Genomic DNA, 22,195 nt, shown 5'->3' with positions numbered 1-22,195 from the left:
CAGAGAGTCGGGTACCCCATGGCGAATGTAGAGGAAACCGCTCCCGAATCGTTGCCGCGCAAGAGCCCCCGGGTGTGGCTGGCCCCGGCGGTCGTGGTGTCGCTGCTGATGGCCCTGCTGGCCACCATGTACCTGGCGTACGTGGTGGATCCGTCGAAGCATCTGCACGACTTTCCCGTCGCCCTGGTCGATCAGGACTCCGGCGATGTGATCGGCGGGCAGCCCACCAATGTCGGCAAGCAGATCAATGACGCTCTGGTGCAACAGATTCCGGCCGACAAGTTCGATCTGCGGGTGCTGGGCATCAATGAGGCGCAGCAGCAGCTGAACACGGGCAAGGTGTACGGGGCGATCGTCATCCCCAGTGATTTCACCAAGCGGCTGGGCATTTTCGCGGCCGCCAGCGCCGTGCCCGGCGACGTCACCCGCCCGCAGATCACGGTGTTCACCAATCCGCGTACCGGGACTTTCGGATCGCAGGTGATGCAGAACATCGCGGCGACGGCGCTGAAACAGGCCAACGACACTGTTGGCCGACAACTCACCGGCACCCTGAACACCCGGCTGCAACCCTCCGGCGGCGTCGCCACGCTACCGGGGCTGAGCAAGCTCATGCTGGCCGCGCCGATCGAGGTGACGGTCACGCCGTTCCATCCGCTGCCGGGCGGCACCGGCGGAGGTCTCACCGCCTTCTTCTACACGGTGATGATCCTGCTGGCGGGCTTCACCGGCGCCATGGTGATCAATGGAATGGTCGATGCCGCACTGGGTTTCGCACCTACCGAGTTCGGGCCCTGGTATGTGCACAATCCGTCCGTGCCGATTTCTCGTCTGCGCACCCTGTTCCTCAAATGGGCGGTCATGGCCGGGACCGCGCCCGTGGTGGCGGGCATCTTCATGGGAGTCGGCCAGTGGCTGGGCATGCCCATCGACCGGCCGCTGCTGCTGTTCCTCTACAGCACCTTCGCGATCACCGCGGTCGGCGTCACCGCGTTGTCGATCGTGTCCGCGCTGGGCACCATGGGCCTGCTGGTGAACCTGGTGCTGTTCATCGTGCTCGGTCTGCCCTCCTCCGGCGGCACGGTGCCGCTCGAGGCGATTCCGAGGCCGATGGACTGGCTGGCCGCGTTCGAACCGATGCACCAGGTGTACCTCGGCGTGCGCGCCATCCTCTATTTCAACGGCGACGGGTCGGCCGGATTGAGTCACGCGTGCTGGAAGACCCTGTTCGGATTGCTGATCGGTCTGCTGGTGGGCTTGATCGTGACCGGCTATTACGACCGCAAACAACTGCACCGCGCACCCGCCGCGGCCCGATAGCGCTCAGGCCGGTCGCAACTGCCGGAAGGCGCGCGGGCCCATGCCCTTCCAGCGGCGGAACGCCCGCGAGAAGCTCGACACCTCGAGATGGCCTAGGCGCTGGGCGATCTCGGCGACTGGCGGCCGTTGCGCGACCAGCCTTCCTCGGCTCTCTGTGCTGGCTGATGAGTCGGCTCGCCATCGAGTCGCCAGTTCCGGGGTTGGAATCAGCGGCAGGAAAAGGGTGTTCCGCCACGGCGCCGGTTGATTCGATGCGGACGTGGTTGTAGCCGGGATATTGCCGTGGGGTTGTTCGGGGTTCGAGTGCGATGAGCGGTGAAGGCGTCACCGACCTCGCGGCGCCGGTGATGCGGCTGCGGGCATTGACCTGGCAGGTATTCGTTCCGACCGCGGTGTTCGGGATGGGTGGCGGAGCGGCTGCCCCGATGTATCCGCTGCGCGCGCTCGAACTGGGGGCGAGCGCCGGGGCGGCGGGAATCGTGGTGGCGCTCTCGGGGTTCGGGCAGCTGCTCGCGGATCTGCCCGCGGGACAGCTCATCGCCCGGGTCGGGGAGCGGCGGGCGGTCGCCGCGGCGTCGGTGGGCGGCGCGGTCGGTGTGGTGCTGGCCATCGTCGCTCCGAATCTGGGGTGGCTGGCCGCGGGGATGCTGCTCACCGGTGCGGCCTCGGCGCTGTGGGGACTGGCGCGGCAGACCTATCTGGTGGCCGTCGTGCCCGACGGCGACCGCGGGCGGGCACTGTCCCTGCTGGCGGGTTCACAGCGGTTCGGGGTGTTCGCCGGGCCCTTGATCGGCGCGGGCGCCACGCACGCGTTCGGGGTGACCGGCGCGATGTGGCTGCAACTGGCGGCGATCCTCGTCGGCGGGGCCCTGATGATGTCGGTGCGCGATATCGACGACGGACCGGAGCGGATCCGGCGCGGACTGCGGGCGGTGGTGACCGAAAATCGCCGTGTGCTGGGCACACTCGGGTTCGGGGCGCTGGCGACCGGGGCGGCGCGGGCGGCACGTGTGTCGCTGCTGCCGCTGTGGGCGGCGCATATCGGGATGAGCGCCCCGGCCATCGGACTGATCTTCGGCATCGCCGGAGCGGTCGACGTCCTGCTGTCCTATCCGTCCGGTATCTGGCTGGACCGGTACGGGCGACGCGCGACCGGGACACCTTCGCTGCTGTTGTTCGCGCTCGGCTACACCGCGCTGCCCTTGGCCACGACGGCCTCCGGATTGTGTGTGATCGCCGTGATCCTCGGAATCGCCAACGGCCTCAGCAACGGTCTGATCATGACCGTCGGCTCCGATGTCGCCCCACCGTCAGCGCGGGCCGAATTCCTCGGCGCCTGGCGGCTGACCCACGATCTCGGCATGTTCGCGGGCCCGATCGCGGTCGGAATCATCGGTGCGGCAGCCACACTCGGCTCCGCCGGGGTCGCGCTGGGAGCGGTGGCGACCGCGGGTGCGGTCGCCATCCGCCGCTGGTTCCCGGCGCGGGTGACGGTCAGATCGGGCGCAGAGTGATCATCTTGCGCAGGCGGGCGCGGTCGCGTTCGAGGCGGCGGGCCTCGTAGGCGATGGGGAAGTAGCGGACGCGTTCGGGCAGTTTCGGGACGGTTCGGCCGATGGCCCAGCCCAGGAGTCGCAGGGCGCGTTCGTCATTGGCGGTCCACTCCAGGCCGAGTTTCTCGCGAATGATGCCGGGGGTGGTGCCGACGGTGAAGAAGTACTGGAGGCGGCCCACCGGGGCGGTGACGGCGCGCCAGACCGGGTGCAGCGGCGCGGGGATCTGCTGGGGCGGCGCGATCCTGCGGATCACCTTCAGGTAGTCGTAGGCGACATTCGTTGCGGTCAGGTGGTTCTCGACCTGATCCCAGAACCAGGGCTCCCATTCGGTGTACGTGGCCGGGATTTCCTTGGGGGCCACCGAGAAGTTGCGCATGAGCTGCACAGTCTCCTGGTAGTAGGCCTCTTTGTCGGCGGCGGTGAGCTTCTCGCGCGAGAAGTACTTGTTGCCCTCGGTGAAGGCGAAGACGCCGGTGTGCAGGACCCACGCCCACGGGGCCGAGGCCAGTGCCTGGTGTTTGACGCCGGCGGCGTCGGTGGTGTTGAGGGTGGCGTGCATGGCACGCAGGCGGTCGGCTTCGGCGAGGGCCTCGTCGCCGCCGTAGACCCACATCATGACCGAGGCGATGCTGCGCAGGGCGCGGCCCATGGGGTCGGTGCGGAAGGTCGAGTGCTCGTCCACCACCGCGGCGATCGTCGGCTCCATGGTCTGGAGCAGGAAGGCCGAGCCGGCGGTGAGGGAGAAGGTGAGCAGACCGACGTCGTCCCACATGCGGCTACCTGGTTCGAACGGACGGCGTTCGGGGCGAGCTGCTCCGGATCCCTCGGCGAGCGCGACGGCGGCGGTCATGGTGGATCTCCTTTGATCGACCGTTCCTGACGGCTGTCACACGCCGACAGGATGAGAGAGTAACTACCGAATCTTCTCATCATGTCGGTGGAGTGGCAACCGCCACGATCGAACGGGATACGATCGATTCCGGCCCGAGTCTCGGTCCGAAGTCATGAATGACGATGCGATACCCGAATATCCGTACTGACGAATCCATGCGTTAGGAGCGAGATGACCGAGGTGAGCGTGGACTTCCGGCCGTTCGGACCCGGCGGCCGCACCCGATCGACGGTGTTCGAAGGCAGGCCGAACGGCTGAGCCCGTCGTGGACGCGATGCCGAGAACGGCTGCGGCGGTGATCGACACCGCTGCCGGTTGGTTGCGTGGCACACTCTGGGGCCGGACCGCCTGGCGGGTGGTCCAGGGCCTGTTCGAGATCGAGCTCGTCGATCGATCGCTGGCGTTGTCCGCGCAGATCTTCACATCGGTATTGCCGGTCATCATGGCGGCAACGGCCCTCAGTGGCTGGCATTCCGCGTCCGGCGCGATCCGTTTCCAGTTCGGGTTCGATCTCGGGGCACTGCCCGTCGGTGACGCGGCGCAGGTGTCGGATTCGTCGCTGGCCGCGTTCGGTGTGGTCGGGCTGCTGATGGTCGTATTCAGCGGCACGTCGTTCGCCCGCGCGCTCGGACGCGTCTACGGGGCGGTGTGGCAGGTGAATTCGATCGGTCCACGGGATGCGTGGCGGTGGTTCGCGGCACTGTTCGCGGTCGCCTTGGCGGTCGCGCTGGTCGGGCAGACCCAGAACCTCGCGCACGTCAGCTATGTCGGGTGGCCGCTCGTGCTGGCCGGCGAGCTCGTCATCTGGACGTTGGTGTGGGCGTTCACGCCGTTCCTGCTCACGAAGGGCGCGTTGACCGGGCGCGTGGCCTGGGCGACCGGGCTGCTGACCGCGACCGGGCTGACCGCCGTGCATCTGGCCGGGCGGGTCGTGCTGCCGCGGATCACGGCCAACGCCATGCGGCACTTCGGACCCCTGGGGCTCGCTTTCACTTCTGTCAGTTGGCTTTTCGTGATGTCGGTGGTGATCGTCGGCGCTGCCTCGATCATCAAGGCCTTCGCCCAGGACGAGACCGTGATCGGACGGTTTCTGCACGGCTCGAATTGACCATCGCACGATCGAGGCGGGACAGTCATGGCGGCTTCCGAACCCGAACGCCCACGCCGTAGCGCGGGACGGTGGACGGCCGCGGCCGTACTGCTGACACTGTTCGCCGTCCTGGCGATCGCATCGGTGCTCGCTGGATTCGCGCACCGAGAATTGCTCGACACCGACCGCTACGTCCGGACCGTCACGCCGTTGTCCGCCGACCCCGCACTGCGAGAAATGCTGGCCGACCGGGCCACCGACGCGATCATGGATAGCGTCGACGTCCAATCCGTCACCGCCCAGGCCCTGGCGGCGCTGGCCGACAGCAACCCGCGCGTTCCGCGCGCGGTGACGGGGCTGGCTCCCTTGGCCACCCGGCAAGCGCGAGGTCTCGTGCGTGACACGGCCGAATCCGTTCTGGCGTCCGATCAATTCCGAACCGTGTGGATCGAGGCGAATCGGCAGGCGCATCGCGGGCTGGTCGTGGTGCTGACCGGGGAGGCCCCGGCGGCGGTCGGAATGGACCAGAACGGCGCGGTGAGTGTGGCGTTGGGCCCGATCATCGACAGGGTCCGGTCCGAATTGACCGACCGGGGCTTCACGTTCGCCGACCAGGTGCCCGCGATCGACCGCTCGTTCGTGCTCTTCCGGTCTCCCGAACTGGTCGAGGCGCGACGCTGGGTGATGCTCCTCGATCGGGTGGCCGACGTGCTGCCCTGGATCACGGTGCTCGTCGCGGCCGGCGCGGTCTGGGTCGCACCCGCGGGCGCGCGGCGTCGCGCCCTCACCTGGCTGGGTGCGACGCTGGCGCTGGCGATGGCGTTGCTCGCGGTCGCCGTCGGCATCGCACGATCGGCCTACCTGGACGCGGTGCCGGCCGACGTGCTCACCCCGCAAGCCGCCGCGGCGGTGATCGACGCCTTCCTGATACGGCTGGACACCACCGTGCGAGCGATGTTCGCTCTGGCCGTGGTGATCGCGCTGGCCGCGCAGTCGCGCCGAGTCGTGCGCGATCCACAGGCGATCCGATCCGTCGTGGCCCGCAACCGGGGCTCGCTGCGGATCGCCGTTCTCGCCGTCGCGGCGATCACGCTGACGTTCTGGTCGTACCCGACCGGACCGGTGGTCATCTGGACCGTGCTCGCCGCCGTCACCGCATTGGTGGTCGTCGAACTGGCGGCCGGACCCGGACAGTCCCGGCCCGCGCCATCGACCGAAACGTGAAAAGCCGGATGACGGGGACCGGCCGGGTAAAACCGGTCCACGCCATCCGGCGATTCCGCCCGCCACCGGGTGAGTTCGGCTCACGGCGGGCAACGCCGTCCGATCCTGGATCAGAAAATCGGACGACGGTCTCGGGGTGACTAGGTCACGATGCGCAGCGGGTGCTCGATGAGTTCCTTCAGCTGCTGCAGGAACTTCGCCGCGACCGCGCCGTCGATCGAACGGTGATCCGCGGACAGCGTGACGCGCAGGATCTTGCGCGACACCACCTTCTCGCCGTCGAGCTTCAACTCGTCCTGCGCGGCGCCGACCGCGAGGATCGCCGACTCCGGCGGGTTGATCACGGCGGTGAACTGCTCGATACCGAACATGCCCAGGTTGGAGATGGTGAAGGTGCCGCCGGACATGTCCTCGCCCTTCAGCTTCCGGTCGCGGGCGCGACCGGCCTTCTCCCGGCCCTCCGCCGCGATGGCCGACACCGACTTGCGGTCCGCGTCATGGATGACCGGCACGAACAGGCCCGCGTCGGTGGCCACGGCGATGCCGATATTGATCGCCTTGTGTCGCAACAGCTTGTCGCCCGCGAAGGAGACGTTCACCGACGGATCCAGGCGCAGCGCGGTGGCGACCGCCTTCACGAGCAGGTCGTTCACGCTGACCTTGCCGGAACCGGTCTCCTCCAGGGTCTTGTTGATCTGCGCGCGGAAGGCCAGCAGCTCGGTCACGTCGATGGCGCTGGTCAGGTAGATGTGCGGCGCCTGCTGCATGGACTCGGTCAGGCGCTGGGCCGAGACGCGCTGAATGGTGGTCAGCGGGATCTCGTCGTAGTCGCCGGTGGCCGGGGACACGGACGCCGGAGCCGGAGCCACGGCAGGGGCGGCGGGTGCGGCCGCGACGGGAGCGGCTGTACTGCTCGCGGTTTCGACGTCCTGCTTGGTGACGCGGCCGCCGGGGCCGGTGCCGGTCACCGCGGTGATGTCGACGCCGAGCTCCTTGGCGACCTTGCGGGCCAGCGGAGACGACTTCTTGCGCTCGCCGTCGGCGGAAACCGCGGGGGTGCCGCCGTTTCCGTTCACGGCGGCCGGATTGCCCTGCGCGGCAGGAGCGGCGGGGGCCGGAGCGGCGGCGGCGGGCGCGGCCGGGGCCGGGGCGGAGGAGGACCCGCTCCCGTCACCCAGGATCGCGATGGCCTCACCGATCGGCACGCGCGCACCGGCTTCGGCGATGATCCGCTCGAGCACCCCGTCCTCATAGGCCTCGAGCTCCATGAGCGCCTTGTCGGTTTCGATCTCGGCCAGGATCTCGCCGGCCTTGACCTGGTCGCCGACCTGCTTGAGCCAGGCCGCGACGACGCCCTCCTCCATGGTGTCGGAGAGCCGGGGCATGGTTACTTCGGACATGGTTCCTTCCGGATCTCAGCGGCGCTTGCCCACGGCGGCAAGGGTTTCGGTGGCGGCCCGGTACAGCGACTCGGGCGAGGGCAGCGCCAGCTTCTCCAGGGGCTTGGCGTAGGGCAGCGGCACCTCGGCCATGGCGACGCGGCGGACGGGGGCGTCGAGGTAGTCGAACGCGCCGTCGGAGATGGACGCCGCGATCTCCGCGCCGATGCCGTAGGTCAGCCAGTCGTCCTCGCCGATGACGGCGCAGCCGGTCTTCTTGACCGAGGCGATGATGGTGTCGCGGTCCAGCGGGCGCAGGCTGCGCAGGTCGATGACCTCCGCCGAGATGCCGTCGGCGGCAAGCTGTTCGGCGACCTGGGTGCAGACGTTCGCCATGCGGGAGTAGCCGATCAGGGTGATGTCGGTGCCCTCGCGGGTGACCGCGGCCTTGCCGATCTCGACCGGCGGCAGGTCCTCGGGGACCTCGCCCTTGGTGTTGTAGAGCGACAGGTTCTCCAGGAACAGCACCGGATCGTTGTCGGCGATCGCGGCCTTCATCAGCGCCGCCGCGTCGGCGGGCGTCGACGGCGCGACGACCTTCAGGCCGGGCACGAACGCGTAGTACAGCTCGATGTTCTGCGAATGCGTCGCACCTAGCTGCTGGCCGCCGCCCCCGGGGGTGCGGATGACCATGGGCACGGCGGTCTGCCCGCCGAACATGCCGTAGATCTTGGCGGCATGATTGACGATCTGGTCCAGCGCCAGCAGCGAGAAGTTGATCGTCATGATCTCGACGACCGGGCGCAGGCCCAGCATGGCGGCGCCGATGGCCGCGCCGACGAAACCCTCTTCGGCGATCGGGGTGTCGCGCACCCGCTTCTCACCGAACTCGGCCAGCAGGCCGGCGGTGATCTTGTACGAGCCTTCGAAGACGCCGATCTCCTCACCGATGAGGAAGACGTCGTCGTCGCGCCGCATCTCCTCGCGGAGGGTCTCGCGCAGCGCTTCACGGTAGGTCATGACAGCCACGGTGATGTCCTTAGGCGGTGAAGAGCGGATCACCGGGCAGGCGATGGGAATCGCCCGCGACCGGGGTCGCGTAGTTGTAATCGAACAGGGTGGCCGGGTCCGGATGCGGGGACTGGTCGGCGAAATCGACCGCGGCGCGCACGCGTTCCTTCACATCGGCCTCGATGGCGGCGGCCGACTCCTCGCTCAGCACGCCCGCCTCCAGCAGACGGTTGTGCCACAACACGATCGGGTCGTGCGCGACCGCCGTGGAGACGGCGTCCTCGGCGCGGTACTTGGCCGGGTCCACCACCGAATGCCCCTTGAGCCGGTAGGAGACGGCCTCCAGCAGCGCGGGCTTGCCCTCACGGCGCGCGGTCTCGATGAGATCGGCGGCGACCTCGCGCACGGCCAGCACATCGGTGCCGTCCACCCGCTCACCGCGCATGCGGTACGAGGCGGCGCGCTTCCACAGATCCGGTTCGGCCGAGGACTTCTCGACCGTGGTGCCCATACCGGTCTGGTTGTTGATCACCAGGAACACCACGGGCAGATTCCACAGCGCCGCGATGTTCAGCGACTCGTGGAACGCGCCGATGTTCGTGGTGCCCTCACCCATCTGGCACACCACGACGTCATCGCCGCCGCGGTAGTCGATGGCCAGCGCCGCGCCGATGGCGAGCGGCACCTGGCCGCCCACGATGGCGTAACCGCCGAGCAGCCGGGTCTCGGTGTCGTACATGTGCATCGACCCGCCCCAGCCCTTGGAGGTGCCGGTGGAGCGGCCGTACAGCTCAGCCATGACGCGGCCGGGCTCGATGCCCTTGGCGAGCGCGTAGCCGTGCTCGCGGTAGTTGGTGAACAGGTAGTCGGTGGGACGCATGGCCCGCCCGACACCGACGACGGTGGCTTCCTCACCCAGGTTCAGGTGGCAGTAGCCGCCGATCTTGGCCTGCTGATACGCCTGCGCGGTGCGCTCCTCGAAGCGGCGGATGAACAGCATCTCGCTGTACAGCTCGCGCAGGGTCGCGGCGTCGGTGCCGCCGAAATCGGCTCCGCCGAGCAGGGTTTCGGCGCCGGATACGGCTACGTCCGCGGACTGGTCGGCCGGGCGGGTGGCCTTGCGCGCCGGCTTGCGCGGCGCGGCGGTGGTCTGGTTCAGCTCCGCTGCAGTGGTCGTGGTCATGACGGAACTCCTCAACGCTTCCGGGGCGGCGCGACGTGAATCGGCAGGCCCAGCCCGACCAGGGCGGCCTCCATACCGATCTCGCCGAGGGTGGGGTGGGCGTGAATGGTCTCGGCCAGCTCGTCGAGGGTCGCCTCCAGCGAGATCGCCAGGGCCCCTTCGGTGATCAGATCGCTGGCCGACGGGCCGATGATGTGCACGCCCAGCACTTCGCCGTGCTTCTTGCCCGCGACGATCTTCAGGAAGCCCTCCTGATCGCCGAAGGACTTGGCCCGGCCCAGCGCCGCGAACGGGAACTTGGCGGCCACGATGTCGTGGCCCGCGGCCTTGGCGGCGTCCTCGGTGAGGCCGACGCTCGCGATCTCCGGATGCGTGAAGGTGGCGGCCGGGATCACGTTGTAGTCGATGTGGGCGGCGTGACCGGCGATGGTGTCGGCGGCGACCAGGCCCTGATGCGAGGCCACGTGCGCGAGCAGCGCCTTACCGGTGACGTCACCGATGGCGTAGACGTGCTCGACGCCGGTGCGCAGGTGCTCGTCGACCGGGATGAAACCCCGTGCGTCGGTGTCGATTCCGGCGACCTCCAAGCCCAGCCCGGCGGTATTGGGGCGGCGGCCGACGCCGACCAGCACCACGTCCGCGGGCAGCTCCTGCGGCTTCGCTCCGCCGACCGTGACGGTCAGGCCCGCGTCGCCCTCGGCGATGCCGGTGACGGTCGCGCCGGTCAGCACCGTGATGCCGCGCTTGGTGAACGAGCGCACCAGTGCGGCGCCGATCTCCTTGTCCTCCAACGGAACCAGGCGATCCTGCATCTCCACCACGGTGACGTCCGCGCCGAACTCGTGGAACAGGTTGGCCCACTCCGCGCCCACCGCGCTGCCGCCGATGACGACCAGGCGCTTGGGCACCTCGGTGAGACCGAACGCGCCGTCGGAGGTGATGACGCCGGGCAGGTCCGCGCCCGGGATCGGGAGTACGGCCGGGACCGAACCGGTCGCGACGATGACGTCTTTCGCGCTGACGGTGCGCACGGCGTTGGCGGTCGGGGCGGCGGCGTAGCGCGGGCCGCCCTCGAAGATCGGCGACGGACCGGCCTCGACGACCTCGACCGTGGTCGGGCTCGTGAACCGGGCGTGGCCCTCGATGACGGTGACGCCATTGGCCTTGAGCAGGCCCGCGACCCCGTCGGTCAGTTCCTTGACGATGCCGTCCTTGCGCTGCCGCACCGCGGCGTAGTCGAAGCGCAGGTTATCGGCGTAGATGCCGAATTCGGCGGCGTGCGCGATGGTGTGGAAGACCTCCGCCGAGCGCAGCATCGCCTTGGTCGGGATGCAGCCCCAGTTCAGGCAGACGCCGCCCGGGCGTTCCTTCTCGACCAGGCCGACGGTGAGGCCTCGTTGAGCGGCGCGGATGGCGGCGACGTACCCGCCGGGACCGCCACCGATCACCAGAAGATCGAATTCCGGCACTCGTGGTGCTCCTCGTTCTCGATAACTCGACCCGCCATCGGTTGTGATGCGAGTCATTGCGAACGAGTCTGTCGGTCCCCATTTGCACAATCAATGCACTCGAAGCCCATATATGTCAGTGCGTGACTGGGCGGAGAGCACAATTTGTACCCGTGAGTAGCGTGCTTTCGGCGGCTCAGCCGAGGGTGGTCCCGGGCAATTCCAGAGCGGCCAGTGCGAGCGAAAGTTCCAGGTAGGCGCGCTGGCCTTCCAAGGGTCGGCCGAGCAGCATGGTGATGCGCTGCAACCTGTTGATGACCGTGTTCCGATGGCAGTGCAGCTTGGGTGCGGCATTGGCCGCCGAGCAGTTCTCGGCGAGCCAGACGGCCAAAGTCCGCAGCAGAATGTCACGTTCTTTCGGCGGCAATTCCAGGACCGGGCCGAGGGTCCGGGCGACCAGAAGATCGGTCAGATCGGGGGAGCGCAGCAGCAGCGCCTCCGGATAGCGCTCGTCCAGCGAGACCAGCAGCCCGGCCGCGTCCCCGGGTACGGTATCCAGCGCCAGCACCGCCAGCCCGTGCGCGGTATCGATGCCCGCCAGCCCGGCGACCGCGGGGGAGACCCCCGCCCGGCCCCGGATCAACGGCCGAAGCTGTTGCAGCACAACCGAACTGTCCCGATGCTCCAGCGACACCAGCCCGACCGTCGAATCCACCCGCTCGTGCCACACCGAGCGCACCCCCGAAACCCCCAGCGCCGCCTCCGCACCCATGTGCAGCCGCGGCCCGCCCTCACCGCGCGCCACCACCACGAGATACGCGCCGTGCGCGGGCAGATTCAGCTCGCGCCCGGCGCGCGCCGCGAACGTGGCGTCGTGGGCGCGCCCGGCGAGCAGGTCCTCGATCAGCGAATGCCGGCGCCGCTCATCACTGCGCACCCGATCCAGCTCGGTGTTCCGGTACGAGGTGACCAGCGCCGACGACATGCCGTCCACCACCGCCCACATGGCCGACCCGACCTGCCGGGTCTCCGCCGACCCGATGTCATCGGCCTTGTCCAGCAACGCTTCCCACACGATCTGGCCGCCGAGCCGGAACGTCCGCAGCATCGCCTCCAGTGGCACCCCCTGCTCGGCGCGCCGCCTGCCGATCGCCGCGGCCACATCGTCGCCATCCGGATTCCGCGGCAACCCGCCCAGCAGATCCAGAATCCGCGTCAGATACCGGCGACAGCCGTCCCGCAGATCCGCGCGCGGCACCGCCGTGTAATCCGTCCACCCAGGGTTGTCGGTGAAGATCGCCGCCATCAACTGCTTGGTCAACGCGGGCACCTCGGCCTGACACGCCGCGGCCAGCCGCTGAGTGCCGACCGCCGGGATCGGATGCCTGGGTGCCGCCATGGCACTCAACCTACTCCCGAGGGCCGCCCGCCCGTCCCATCCGGGCCGGTCAGCGGGTTTCGACCCCGCCCAGCACCGGCTTGATATCGAGAATCGGCGTCCCGTCGATCGCCTCCAGCCCCGCCACCCCCAGCACGTCCGGCGACACCTCGGTCAGCGTCACCTCGTGCAGGCCGATCGGGTTCGGCCGGTCGGGGGAGCGGGTCGCGAAGACACCGGTCGCCGGACGGGAACGGTCCCCCCGCGGATGCACCGCGAGCACTTCCCGGCTGCCCGCGTGCAACCAGGTCAGCAGGATCACCCGCATACCGGGCTGAAGATCCGCCGCCGCCGCGGCGAATTCGGGCGCCAGTACCACCTCGGCGGGCGGCGCGTCCTCATCGGGCTGGCGCGGCGCCCCGGCGCGGCCGGTGAGCGGGGAGCGGACGTGGCCGACCGGGCGCACCTCGAAATGGTCAGGGCTGCCGGAGAATTCCGAGGACATGGATCTTCTGCTCCTTACACCGTGGCGATGATGGCGATGTCCATGATCGTCTGTGCTGATCGAAGTCGCCAATATTTCCGTGATCGGACTGGGCGGCACGGTAATTCGTCCGGTGGTTGCACTGGACGGCGTATGATCGGCCGGGATGGGCATCCAGGGCCAGCGCGAACGAATAGTCACCACCGACTGGGACGTGTTCGCGCGCAGGCTGGCCACCTTTCTCGCCGGGTTGCCATCCCGCGCCACCCTCACCCTCGTCGCCACTGGCAATCGATACGTGCAATTCCAGCAGTTCGACATCAATCTCTCCGCCGAACTCACCGGTAATTACTATTTGCCCGAACCGATTTCGGAGGCCGCCGCCCAATTACTGCGCGACCTCGGCTGGACCGCTCCCGCCCTGCAACGCGAAATCGAGAACTGGCGGCGCACCCTGCGCTGGCCGATCACCCGCACCGCCTTCGAGGACCTCGCCCGCTCCGCCACCCGCGGCCTGCACGAGGCCCTCGGCGTCGGCGACCCCGGCGACCTGCGCGCCAGCGCCTGGGCGGAGACAACCGCTCTGGACCTGTCCGCCTTGAGTTCCCGGCGATAGCCGGGCACGCGACGGCCCCGCCGCACGCGGTACGACGGGGCCGGAACGAGTGAGGGTCAGCCCACCAGGGTCTTGTGCAGCTTCACGATGGTCGCGGCGTCGATGCCCAGACCCTTGGTGAGGAACTTGCCGAAATCACCGTACTGCGCGTTCATCTTGTCGATCGCGTTGTTCAGGTACTCGTCGCTGACGACCTGCAGCGGGATCAGCAGATCCGGGTTCTGCATGATGCCCGCCTGCTTCAGCTGCGCCCGCTGCGCGGCATCCGCGGCCGACCGGTACTGGTTCGACAGCAGGTAGTCCTGGCGGGCAACGTTTTCCGGCACACCCACGGCGCGCAGCATCACATACGTCATCCACCCGGTGCGGTCCTTGCCCGCGGTGCAGTGGTACAGCGTCGCGCCGCCGGAGGCCGCGATGTCCTTGATCGTCTGCCCGAACTTCGCCATCGAATCCGGCGTCAGGAAGCTTTGATACATATCGCGCATCATCTGCTCGGCCTTACCGTCACCCAGCGCCGCCTGCTGCACCGCCGGATCCTTCGACCCGATGGCCTGCACCATCTTCAGATACATGCCCCCGTCGCTGATCGGCCGTGACACCGCGGCAGCCCCCGGAATCGCCCGATCCGCGCCCTGCGCCCCCACCTCGGCCTGCGTCCGGAAGTCGATCACCGACTTGATCCCCAGCGCCCCCAGCTGCTGCACATCGGCGTCGGTCAGCTTCCCGAGCGCATCCGCCCGAATCACCTTCCCCGACTTGGTCGAATCCCCGGTGTAGGTCGCATACCCCCCGATATCGCGCACATTGACGGCCCCCTGCAACGTGATCCGAGTCGCCTCGGTGTGCATGATCGGCGGCGCGGCCAGAGCCACGGACGGCACCCCGGCCACCCCGCCCCCGAGCAGCGCACCCGCCGCGGCAGTCACAACGAGCATTGAAATACGAAGTCGTGCAAATCGTTTGATGTTCACGGCCGCGACGCTAGGGGTGCTTACGCGCACCCCGCCCGGTTACCCACCGGTCCTCCCACCCACCGGTGCCCCGTCCCCACCCACCGGGACCCCACCTGGACCACCCCGAACGCCTCTGCACCCCAGTAACTCTCGCGCAACCATTCTACTCCCGAAGGTCCTGGAACCGAATCTCGGGGATGTGACCCAGCTTGGTGCGATTGCGGGAGTTTCCCGCAGCTCGAGTGAGCACGCGGAGCCCGCTCGGATCTTTGGCGTCGAAAGAAGTACGTGAGCGCCGATCCCAGGAGCGTTCCGGTGACGGTGATGGTGGCGGCGAATACGGCGGTCATGGGTCCTCGGGACGCGTGAGAGCGGATCGCGATTCCGCTCTCGCCGCCCGGGGCCCGGCCGTGCAAGTCGCACCTTCGGGATGGACCTACCGGCGGTATCCAAGAACTGGAGTGAGTTCGGGACCTTGGATGCGAGGATGTCGGCTCTCGCCACTGACCTGCCGACCCGGGCACTCCGGCCCCGCACCGAGGACCTTCGGCGCTGTTCGCGGCCGCGCCGTGCCGATCAGACTGGAATCGAACGACGTGTGGGAGAACGGAGGCTTCCGTGACCATCGGCGACACCGTGACGATCGACCGCGACGGGCTCGACCGGCTGGTCGCGGTGCTACAGGAGAACTCATATCGGGTCATCGGCCCGACGATGCGTGACAACGCGATCATCCTCGACGAACTCGACACTCCGGCCGCACTGCCCGCCGGGTGGGGCGTGCACACCGAGCCAGGCCGGTATCGCGTGTATCGCCGCTCCGACCAGGCGGTCTTCGCGCATTCGGCCGGGCCGGGGTCGTGGAAACAGTTCCTGCATCCACCGCACCGCCTGATCGCACGACTCGACGCCGACCTGAATCTCGAAGCGGCCGGAGAGGGCCCGACACCGGCGACCGGGCCATCGTCGCAGCCACCGCAACCGGATCGCCCCGCCGCATTCTTCGGTGTGCGCGGCTGCGATATGGCCGCCATCCGCATTCTGGGGCGGGTGCTCGGCGGAGACGCGTACCCGGACTCGGCTTTCGCGGCCCGCTGCGCCGGTCTGTTCATCGTCGCTGTGAACTGCACCGAGCCGGGCGGGGTGTGTTTCTGCGCGTCGATGGGCACCGGGCCGGGCGTCTCCGTCGGATACGATCTCGCGCTCACCGAACGCATCGACGACAGCGGGCATCGGTTCCTGGTAGAGGTGGGCACTGCGGCGGGCGAGCGCATACTCGCAGAGCTCCGCTCGCACCCGGCGACCCAGGCCGAGATCGCGGACGCCCGCGCCGAGGTGGCAGCCGCGGCGGGTCGCATGGGCCGCAGCATGCCGGACGCGGACCTACGCGCGGTGATTCGCGAATCCCACGAATCACCGCAGTGGGAGGACGTGGCGAGCCGCTGCCTGACCTGTGGCAACTGCACCATGGTGTGCCCCACCTGCTTCTGCACCACTACCGAGGACGTCACCGATCTCACCGGCGACCATGCCGAACGCTGGGAGCGCTGGGCGTCGTGCTTCGAATTGGATTTCTCCCATGTGCACGGCGGCAGCGTCCGGCAGTCGGGCGAGAGCCGGTACCGGCAGTGGCTCAGCCACAAACTCGGCACGTGGTACGACCAGTTCGGCAGCTCCGGCTGCGTGGGCTGCGGACGCTGCATCGCATGGTGCCCGGCCGGGATCGATCTGACCGCTGAGATGGGCCGGCTCGTCGAACTGCGCGAGGAGGCCGACGATGGTCACCACTGAGGAACTGTCCGCGTTCACCTCGCTGGCCGCACTCGACCGCGCGAAACTGGAAACGCTGGCCCGGGCCGGGCATGCGGTGCACTATCCGGCCGGGCAGCGCCTGATCGTAGAAGGCCGACGGGCCGACCGCTGCTGGCTCATCAGCGAAGGACGGGTAGTGCTGGACGCGGGGGTGCCGGGGCGCGGCGATGTCGTGGTGCAGACACTCGGTCCGGGCGATCTGCTCGGCTGGTCGTGGCTGGTTCCGCCGTACCGATGGCATTTCGGTGCGATCACCGCCGAACCCGTGCGAGCGATCGAATTCGATTCGACTCGGCTGACCGAATTCGCCGACGCCGACCCGAGTTTCGGCCATGCACTGACACTGCTGCTGTTCGAGGCGCTCCTCGAGCGACTGCAGGCCACCCGCGCCCGGTTGCTGGATCTCTACCGCAATCCCGGCGAAACCTGCACCGCCACACCGATACGCCTGGGCACGTCAGGTGACGATCGATGATCGCCGAGGCCCGCGCCCGCGCGTCCGCGGACACCATGCTCCCGTATCGGGTGACCCGCCGCATCCCGCAGACCAGCGACACCGCGACCCTGGTGCTTGCCCCGGTCGACGCTGCCGCGCAACGGTTCCGGTCCGGGCAGTTCATGATGCTCTACCGCTTCGGCGTGGGCGAGGTCGCCATCTCTGTCAGTGGAAATCCCTGTGCCGCAGTCGATTTCCTCGAGCACACCATCCGCGCGGTCGGCGCGGTGAGCGCGGCCCTGCGCGACGCCCCGGTCGGCGCGGCGATCGGAGTGCGCGGACCGTTCGGGACCGGTTGGGATCTCGGCTCCGCCATCGGGCGCGATCTGGTGATCGTCGGCGGCGGAGTCGGGCTGGCGCCGCTGCGCCCGGTCGTACTGGAGGCGCTGGCGCGGCGCACCGAGTTTCGGAGGATCGTCCTGATCACCGGTGCGCGCACACCCGATGACATCCTTTTCCGGGACGACCAGCAGGTCTGGGCGAGCGACGGCCTGCTCGAACTGCATCAGACTGTCGACCATCCGGCTCCCGGCTGGACGGGACCGATCGGCTTCGTCACCGAACCGCTCGCGAAACTGGTCGTCGATCCGGGCAACACCACGGCATTCCTCTGCGGTCCCGAACCGATGATGCGGTTCTGCGCGAACACCCTGCTGCGCAAGGGCGTCCCGCCCACCGATATCCGGGTCACCCTCGAACGCAATATGCAATGCGGTGTGGCCCGCTGTGGCCATTGCCAGCTCGGTCCGCTGCTGCTGTGCCGCGACGGCCCGGTCGTGGACTACGCGGTAGCCGAACCCCTGCTGTCGGTACGGGAGCTCTGATGACGACGCCCACTCTCGCGGTCTGGAAGTTCACTTCCTGCGACGGCTGCCAGCTCACCCTGCTGGATTGCGAGGACGAACTGCTCGCGCTGGCGGGCCGGGTCCGCATCGCTCATTTCATCGAGGCGAGCAGCGCGGTCGAGCCCGGGCCCTATGACGTTTCGCTGGTCGAGGGTTCGGTCAGCACGCCCGACGAGCAGCGCCGGATCCTCGAGATCCGCTCGCAGTCACGGATTCTCGTGACGATCGGCGCCTGCGCCAGTCACGGCGGCATCCAGGCGCTGCGCAACTTCGCCGACATCACCGAATTCGCGTCGGTGGTATATGCCAGCCCGCAGTACATTTCGACGCTGGACACCGCGACGCCGATCGCGGCGCACGTGCCGGTCGACTACGAGCTGCGCGGCTGCCCGATCGACCGCCGCCAACTGCTGGAAACCCTGTGCGCGCTGCTGGCCGGGCGCGAACCCGACCTGCCGAACACCAGCGTCTGCACCGAATGCAAACGCCGCGGCAATACCTGTGTGATGGTCGCCGACGGCATTCCCTGTCTCGGCCCGGTCACCCAGGCGGGATGCGGCGCCCTGTGCCCGTCCTACCATCGCGGCTGCTACGGCTGCTTCGGCCCGATGGAACGGCCCAATATCGGTGCGCTGCTGCCGATCCTGCGGATCAACGGCATGGATGCCGTCGCTATCGACCGAGTGTTCAGCACGGTCGCGGTCGCCGCGCCGGACTTCGCCGAGAGGAGCCGGGATGAGCCATCGCAGTAGGCAATTGCGGGTCAGCTCGCTGGCGCGCGTGGAGGGCGAGGGCGCGCTGCGGGTTGTCGTCGAGGACGGCCGGGTGGAGCGGGCAGAGCTCAATATCTACGAACCGCCGCGTTTCTTCGAGGCCTTCCTGCGCGGCCGGGCGTACACCGAGCCACCCGATATCACCGCCCGGATCTGCGGCATCTGCCCGGTGGCGTATCAGACCAGCGCCTGCAACGCGCTCGAACAGATCTGCGGCATCGCACTGGATCCGCCACTGACCGCGCTGCGCCGCCTGCTGTACTGCGGCGAGTGGATCTCGAGTCATTCCCTTCACATCCACCTGCTGCACCTGCCCGACTTCCTCGGTTACCCGGACGCCATCGCCCTGGCCGCCGACCATCGCGAACTGGTCGAGCACGGGCTGGCCATCAAGAAGGCGGGCAATACGCTGCTCGAACTGATCGGTGGTCGTCCCATCCACCCGATCAATGTCCGGGTCGGCGGTTTCTATTCGGTGCCCGGCCGCGCCGATCTGGAACCGGTCGCCGAACAGCTGCGCCGGGCCCAGGACTACGCGATCGAAACCGCCTGCCGGGTGGCACAGTTCGACTTCCCGGACCTGGAGCTCGACCACGATCTACTCGCAGCCACCACACCGGACCGTTACGCCATCGAGGACGGCACCGTGTCGACCAGCACCGGACTCGACTTCCCCGCAAGTGAATTCGGCGAGCACGTGGTCGAGGAACAGGTTCCGCATTCCACCGCGCTGCACGCGCGATTGGACGGGCGACGCTACCTGACCGGTCCCCTGGCTCGATACAGTCTCAACTCCCGGCGACTCTCCCCACTCGCCCGCGAGGTCGCCGCCTCGGCCGGACTCGGCCCGGAGTGCCGTAATCCGTTTCGCAGCATCGTGGTTCGCGCCGTCGAGGTGGTGTACGCCATCGATGAGGCGCTACGTCTCATTGCCGACTACGTGCCGCCCGCCCACCCCGCGGTGCCCTGCGCCCCACAGCCTGGCGCCGGCCACGGCATCAGCGAGGCCCCGCGCGGATTGCTCTATCACCGTTACGAAATCGACGCCGCGGGCTCCATCCGGGCGGCCACCATCATTCCGCCGACCTCCCAGAACCAGGCCGCCATCGAGGAAGATCTACGCCAGGTGGTGTCCGAGCACCTCGACCTGGACGACGCGGCGCTGACCACCCTGTGCGAGCGCACCATCCGCAACTACGATCCGTGCATCTCCTGCTCGGCCCACTTCCTCGAGCTCGACGTGGTGCGCCGATGAGCGGTCCGCGAGCCGTTGTCATCGGCGTCGGCAACGAGTACCGGCACGACGACGGCATCGGCCCCGCCGTGGCCACTGAACTCGAAAGGCTGGGCCTGCCCGACGTTCTCGTGGCATCGAGCGACGGCGAGCCGACGGGTCTGCTGGATCTCTGGGCCGACGCGGAGCTGGCGATCGTGGTCGATGCCGTCCTCTGTGAACCTTCCACCCCCGGCCGGGTCTGGCGCACCACCGTCGATGCCCTGCGCGGCCTCACCCACGCGGCCAGCTCCCACGCCATGGGCATCCCCGACGCCCTCCCCCTGGGCCGCGCCCTCGGTAAGGTCCCCGCCGAACTCGTCGTCCTCGCCGTCGAAGCCCACCGCCTCGACCTCGGCGTCGGCCTCTCCGCCCCGGTCGCCGCCGCCCTCCCCGACATCATCGCCGCCGTCCGGACCGAACTTGCCCGTCTCGGCATCCCGACGAATGAATGAACGCTCAACGGTGGGTCCGAAGCCCCGATCCCGATCCCGATTCCGCAGGTGATGGCGACGTGTTGTTGGATTCGGTACAGCGCTGGCCCGATACAGACGAGTCCACCCGCCAAGTGATCACCGAGATGATCGCCCAGCGGGTGGACTCTGATCCGTCTACCGCGTACGCACTGCGCACCGAACGCGGGGATTAGCCGCGTTCGCGCAGGTCAGGATTACACGTCGTAGTACAGCTCGAACTCGTACGGGTGCGGGCGCAGGTTGACCGGGGCGATCTCCTGCTCACGCTTGATGTTGATCCAGGTCTCGATCAGGTCCTCGGTGAACACGCCACCCTCGGTGAGGTAGTCATGGTCCTGCTCGAGGCGGTCGATGACCGACGCCAGCGAGGTGGGGGCCTGCGGGATGTTCTTGGCCTCCTCCGGCGGGAGCTCGTAGAGGTCCTTGTCGACCGGAGCCATCGGCTCGATCTTCTTCTTGATGCCGTCCAGGCCGGCCATCATCATGGCGGCGAAGGCCAGGTACGGGTTACCCGAGGAGTCCGGCGCGCGGAACTCGATGCGCTTGGCCTTCGGGTTCGAGCCGGTGATCGGGATACGGATCGCGGCCGAACGGTTGCGCTGCGAGTACACCAGGTTGATGGGGGCCTCGTAGCCCGGCACCAGACGGTGGTACGAGTTCACGGTCGGGTTGGTGAACGCCAGCAGCGACGGGGCGTGGTGCAGGATGCCGCCGATGTAGTGACGCGCCAGGTCCGACAGGCCCGCGTAGCCGGCCTCGTCGTGGAACAGCGGCTTGCCGTCCTTCCACAGCGACTGGTGGGCGTGCATGCCCGAGCCGTTGTCGCCGAACAGCGGCTTCGGCATGAAGGTAACGGTCTTACCCTCCTGCCACGCGGTGTTCTTCACGATGTACTTGAACAGCTGCAGGTCGTCAGCGGCGCCCAGCAGGGTGTTGAAGCGGTAGTTGATCTCGGCCTGACCGGCGGTGCCGACCTCGTGGTGGCCGCGCTCCAGCTCGAAGCCCGCGTTCTGCAGGTTGGTCGAGATCTTGTCGCGCAGGTCGACGTAGTGGTCGTACGGCGCGACCGGGAAGTAACCACCCTTGTTGCGCACCTTGTAGCCACGGTTCGGGGTGCCGTCGGCGTTGTACTCCGCGCCGGTGTTCCAGGAACCCGACACCGAGTCGATCTCGTAGAACGAGCCGTTCATCGCCGAGTCGTAGCGGATCGAGTCGAAGATGTAGAACTCGGCCTCGGCACCGAAGTAGCAGGTGTCGGCGATGCCAGTCGCGGCCAAGTACTCCTCGGCCTTGCGGGCGACGTTACGCGGGTCGCGGGAGTACGCCTCACGGGTGAACGGGTCGTGCACGAAGAAGTTCATGTTCAGCGTCTTCGCGGCACGGAAGGGGTCGACCCGCGCGGTGCTGTAATCGGGCAGCAGCAGCATGTCCGACTCGTCGATCGACTGGAAGCCGCGGACGGACGAACCGTCGAACGCCAGGCCCTCTTCGGCGAGATCAGCGGTGAACGCCTTCGCCGGGATCGAGAAGTGCTGCTGCACACCGGGGAGGTCGGTGAAGCGAATATCGACGTATTCGAGCTCCTCCTCCTTGATGTACTTGATGACCTCGTCGGCCGTGCTGAACGCCACTTAGTACTCCTTACGGATCGGTTCCCAGCCAGTGGTGACTGCATGGGTTCGTCGCGACCACACGGTATGGATGCGGTGTTTCCCTGCAATCAAGGCTGTGTTTCGCCAGTGTTACACGCACTGCTGGCCGGGGGTTCGGCGGTGCCCCCGGGTTCGCGTGGACGCCGCAGCGGTCGCCGAGCAATGCTCGACCAGCACCGATATCCTGCCACCGACCTGCTCGAACCGGCTGTTAAGACTCTGAAAAGTTAGAGGCCTCACCGCGTCCGACCCGGCGATGGTGACAATCCTCACCGCCGGGCATCCACCTGGCAACCGGGGCCGCCGGACAGTTGCGACAGCCTCCGGAAAG

General features: G+C 68.2%; 22 protein-coding genes. 12 read left to right on the top strand and 10 right to left on the bottom strand.

The window, feature by feature from the left end; translation table 11 throughout:
* The first annotated feature begins 18 nt into the window (after nucleotides 1–18).
* Nucleotides 19–1,320, top strand: coding sequence for an ABC transporter permease (locus ABZ412_RS34015; RefSeq protein ID WP_357288833.1), 1,302 nt, complete (start codon nucleotides 19–21; stop codon nucleotides 1,318–1,320).
* A 3-nt stretch (nucleotides 1,321–1,323) separates the two neighbouring features.
* Here ABZ412_RS34015 and ABZ412_RS34010 read toward each other — a convergent pair whose 3' ends face one another.
* Nucleotides 1,324–1,458 (bottom strand): helix-turn-helix domain-containing protein, encoded by a 135-nt coding sequence (locus ABZ412_RS34010; protein WP_357288865.1) that lies wholly within the window; start codon nucleotides 1,456–1,458, stop codon nucleotides 1,324–1,326.
* Nucleotides 1,459–1,628: 170 nt separating this feature from the next.
* Between ABZ412_RS34010 and ABZ412_RS34005 the strand changes: the two genes are divergently transcribed.
* The gene (locus ABZ412_RS34005; RefSeq protein ID WP_357288831.1) at nucleotides 1,629–2,834 is read left to right on the top strand and encodes an MFS transporter; all 1,206 of its coding nucleotides are present in this window, start codon (nucleotides 1,629–1,631) and stop codon (nucleotides 2,832–2,834) included.
* Here ABZ412_RS34005 and ABZ412_RS34000 read toward each other — a convergent pair.
* Nucleotides 2,815–3,726, bottom strand: a complete 912-nt coding sequence (locus ABZ412_RS34000) for an oxygenase MpaB family protein (RefSeq protein ID WP_357288828.1) — start codon at nucleotides 3,724–3,726, stop codon at nucleotides 2,815–2,817. The two genes, ABZ412_RS34005 and ABZ412_RS34000, sit on opposite strands and share 20 nt — an antisense overlap.
* A gap of 316 nt (nucleotides 3,727–4,042) precedes the next feature.
* On the opposite strand from ABZ412_RS34000, the gene ABZ412_RS33995 reads away from it, so the two are divergent.
* Entirely contained in the window at nucleotides 4,043–4,876 is an 834-nt protein-coding gene (locus tag ABZ412_RS33995) for a hypothetical protein (protein ID WP_357288825.1), read from the top strand.
* 27 nt (nucleotides 4,877–4,903) lie between these two features.
* Nucleotides 4,904–6,082, top strand: coding sequence for a hypothetical protein (locus ABZ412_RS33990; protein ID WP_357288822.1), 1,179 nt, complete (start codon nucleotides 4,904–4,906; stop codon nucleotides 6,080–6,082).
* A gap of 140 nt (nucleotides 6,083–6,222) precedes the next feature.
* Here ABZ412_RS33990 and ABZ412_RS33985 read toward each other — a convergent pair whose 3' ends face one another.
* The 6 genes from ABZ412_RS33985 to tsaA all read right to left on the bottom strand — a co-directional run bounded on the left by ABZ412_RS33985 (nucleotide 6,223) and on the right by tsaA (nucleotide 12,986).
* Nucleotides 6,223–7,482, bottom strand: a complete 1,260-nt coding sequence (locus tag ABZ412_RS33985) for a dihydrolipoamide acetyltransferase family protein (RefSeq protein WP_357288819.1) — start codon at nucleotides 7,480–7,482, stop codon at nucleotides 6,223–6,225.
* 15 nt (nucleotides 7,483–7,497) lie between these two features.
* Entirely contained in the window at nucleotides 7,498–8,481 is a 984-nt protein-coding gene (locus tag ABZ412_RS33980; protein ID WP_357288816.1) for an alpha-ketoacid dehydrogenase subunit beta, read from the bottom strand.
* Between the two features lie 19 nt (nucleotides 8,482–8,500).
* Nucleotides 8,501–9,655 carry a pyruvate dehydrogenase (acetyl-transferring) E1 component subunit alpha gene (gene pdhA, locus ABZ412_RS33975; RefSeq protein ID WP_357288813.1) on the bottom strand — a complete coding sequence of 385 codons (1,155 nt, stop codon included), beginning with the start codon at nucleotides 9,653–9,655 and terminating at the stop codon, nucleotides 8,501–8,503.
* Nucleotides 9,656–9,666: 11 nt separating this feature from the next.
* Entirely contained in the window at nucleotides 9,667–11,124 is a 1,458-nt protein-coding gene (lpdA, locus tag ABZ412_RS33970) for a dihydrolipoyl dehydrogenase (RefSeq protein ID WP_357288810.1), read from the bottom strand.
* A 175-nt stretch (nucleotides 11,125–11,299) separates the two neighbouring features.
* Nucleotides 11,300–12,502, bottom strand: a complete 1,203-nt coding sequence (locus ABZ412_RS33965; RefSeq protein WP_357288807.1) for a helix-turn-helix domain-containing protein — start codon at nucleotides 12,500–12,502, stop codon at nucleotides 11,300–11,302.
* Nucleotides 12,503–12,551: 49 nt separating this feature from the next.
* The gene (gene tsaA, locus ABZ412_RS33960; RefSeq protein WP_357288804.1) at nucleotides 12,552–12,986 is read right to left on the bottom strand and encodes a tRNA (N6-threonylcarbamoyladenosine(37)-N6)-methyltransferase TrmO; all 435 of its coding nucleotides are present in this window, start codon (nucleotides 12,984–12,986) and stop codon (nucleotides 12,552–12,554) included.
* 145 nt (nucleotides 12,987–13,131) lie between these two features.
* Here tsaA and ABZ412_RS33955 point away from each other — a divergent pair, with 145 nt between their 5' ends.
* Complete coding sequence (locus ABZ412_RS33955; protein WP_357288802.1) at nucleotides 13,132–13,581, top strand: hypothetical protein; 450 nt, start codon at nucleotides 13,132–13,134, stop codon at nucleotides 13,579–13,581.
* Between the two features lie 56 nt (nucleotides 13,582–13,637).
* Here the strand turns inward: ABZ412_RS33955 and ABZ412_RS33950 are convergent, their stop codons facing one another.
* Nucleotides 13,638–14,510 carry a tyrosine-protein phosphatase gene (locus ABZ412_RS33950; protein ID WP_357288799.1) on the bottom strand — a complete coding sequence of 291 codons (873 nt, stop codon included), beginning with the start codon at nucleotides 14,508–14,510 and terminating at the stop codon, nucleotides 13,638–13,640.
* Between the two features lie 645 nt (nucleotides 14,511–15,155).
* On the opposite strand from ABZ412_RS33950, the gene ABZ412_RS33945 reads away from it, so the two are divergent.
* The 7 genes from ABZ412_RS33945 to ABZ412_RS33915 are packed head-to-tail and all read left to right on the top strand — an operon-like array spanning nucleotide 15,156 to nucleotide 20,385.
* A complete protein-coding gene (locus ABZ412_RS33945) occupies nucleotides 15,156–16,328 on the top strand; it encodes a 4Fe-4S dicluster domain-containing protein (RefSeq protein WP_357288797.1) in 1,173 nt (390 codons plus the stop codon).
* A complete protein-coding gene (locus ABZ412_RS33940) occupies nucleotides 16,315–16,824 on the top strand; it encodes a cyclic nucleotide-binding domain-containing protein (protein WP_357288794.1) in 510 nt (169 codons plus the stop codon). Before ABZ412_RS33945 ends, ABZ412_RS33940 begins: the two co-directional genes overlap by 14 nt.
* Nucleotides 16,821–17,669 (top strand): FAD/NAD(P)-binding protein, encoded by an 849-nt coding sequence (locus tag ABZ412_RS33935; protein WP_357288791.1) that lies wholly within the window; start codon nucleotides 16,821–16,823, stop codon nucleotides 17,667–17,669. Before ABZ412_RS33940 ends, ABZ412_RS33935 begins: the two co-directional genes overlap by 4 nt.
* Nucleotides 17,669–18,442: an oxidoreductase gene (locus ABZ412_RS33930; RefSeq protein ID WP_357288788.1), complete on the top strand. Its 774-nt coding sequence runs from the start codon at nucleotides 17,669–17,671 to the stop codon at nucleotides 18,440–18,442. The genes ABZ412_RS33935 and ABZ412_RS33930 overlap by 1 nt, the downstream gene beginning before the upstream one ends.
* Entirely contained in the window at nucleotides 18,426–19,718 is a 1,293-nt protein-coding gene (locus tag ABZ412_RS33925; RefSeq protein ID WP_357288785.1) for a nickel-dependent hydrogenase large subunit, read from the top strand. Before ABZ412_RS33930 ends, ABZ412_RS33925 begins: the two co-directional genes overlap by 17 nt.
* Nucleotides 19,715–20,191 (top strand): hydrogenase maturation protease, encoded by a 477-nt coding sequence (locus ABZ412_RS33920; protein WP_357288783.1) that lies wholly within the window; start codon nucleotides 19,715–19,717, stop codon nucleotides 20,189–20,191. Before ABZ412_RS33925 ends, ABZ412_RS33920 begins: the two co-directional genes overlap by 4 nt.
* Nucleotides 20,192–20,250: 59 nt before the next feature.
* Nucleotides 20,251–20,385, top strand: a complete 135-nt coding sequence (locus tag ABZ412_RS33915; protein ID WP_357288780.1) for a hypothetical protein — start codon at nucleotides 20,251–20,253, stop codon at nucleotides 20,383–20,385.
* Nucleotides 20,386–20,406: 21 nt separating this feature from the next.
* Here the strand turns inward: ABZ412_RS33915 and glnA are convergent, their stop codons facing one another.
* Complete coding sequence (gene glnA / locus ABZ412_RS33910) at nucleotides 20,407–21,843, bottom strand: type I glutamate--ammonia ligase (protein WP_357096934.1); 1,437 nt, start codon at nucleotides 21,841–21,843, stop codon at nucleotides 20,407–20,409.
* Between the last annotated feature and the right edge of the window lie 352 nt (nucleotides 21,844–22,195).

The sequence above is a fragment of the Nocardia sp. NPDC005746 genome (assembly GCF_040630785.1).
Taxonomy (GTDB): domain Bacteria; phylum Actinomycetota; class Actinomycetes; order Mycobacteriales; family Mycobacteriaceae; genus Nocardia.
This window is presented reverse-complemented; position numbering and strand designations above follow the sequence as displayed.

Coding starts and splice junctions, on each gene's coding strand:
- ABZ412_RS34015 (WP_357288833.1), top strand. CDS start 19: ATGGCGAATGTAGAGGAAACCGCTCCCGAATCGTTGCCGCGCAAGAGC.
- ABZ412_RS34005 (WP_357288831.1), top strand. CDS start 1,629: ATGAGCGGTGAAGGCGTCACCGACCTCGCGGCGCCGGTGATGCGGCTG.
- ABZ412_RS34000 (WP_357288828.1), bottom strand. CDS start 3,726: ATGACCGCCGCCGTCGCGCTCGCCGAGGGATCCGGAGCAGCTCGCCCC.
- ABZ412_RS33995 (WP_357288825.1), top strand. CDS start 4,043: ATGCCGAGAACGGCTGCGGCGGTGATCGACACCGCTGCCGGTTGGTTG.
- ABZ412_RS33990 (WP_357288822.1), top strand. CDS start 4,904: ATGGCGGCTTCCGAACCCGAACGCCCACGCCGTAGCGCGGGACGGTGG.
- ABZ412_RS33985 (WP_357288819.1), bottom strand. CDS start 7,482: ATGTCCGAAGTAACCATGCCCCGGCTCTCCGACACCATGGAGGAGGGC.
- ABZ412_RS33980 (WP_357288816.1), bottom strand. CDS start 8,481: ATGACCTACCGTGAAGCGCTGCGCGAGACCCTCCGCGAGGAGATGCGG.
- pdhA (WP_357288813.1), bottom strand. CDS start 9,655: ATGACCACGACCACTGCAGCGGAGCTGAACCAGACCACCGCCGCGCCG.
- ABZ412_RS33965 (WP_357288807.1), bottom strand. CDS start 12,502: ATGGCGGCACCCAGGCATCCGATCCCGGCGGTCGGCACTCAGCGGCTG.
- tsaA (WP_357288804.1), bottom strand. CDS start 12,986: ATGTCCTCGGAATTCTCCGGCAGCCCTGACCATTTCGAGGTGCGCCCG.
- ABZ412_RS33955 (WP_357288802.1), top strand. CDS start 13,132: ATGGGCATCCAGGGCCAGCGCGAACGAATAGTCACCACCGACTGGGAC.
- ABZ412_RS33940 (WP_357288794.1), top strand. CDS start 16,315: ATGGTCACCACTGAGGAACTGTCCGCGTTCACCTCGCTGGCCGCACTC.
- ABZ412_RS33935 (WP_357288791.1), top strand. CDS start 16,821: ATGATCGCCGAGGCCCGCGCCCGCGCGTCCGCGGACACCATGCTCCCG.
- ABZ412_RS33930 (WP_357288788.1), top strand. CDS start 17,669: ATGACGACGCCCACTCTCGCGGTCTGGAAGTTCACTTCCTGCGACGGC.
- ABZ412_RS33925 (WP_357288785.1), top strand. CDS start 18,426: ATGAGCCATCGCAGTAGGCAATTGCGGGTCAGCTCGCTGGCGCGCGTG.
- ABZ412_RS33920 (WP_357288783.1), top strand. CDS start 19,715: ATGAGCGGTCCGCGAGCCGTTGTCATCGGCGTCGGCAACGAGTACCGG.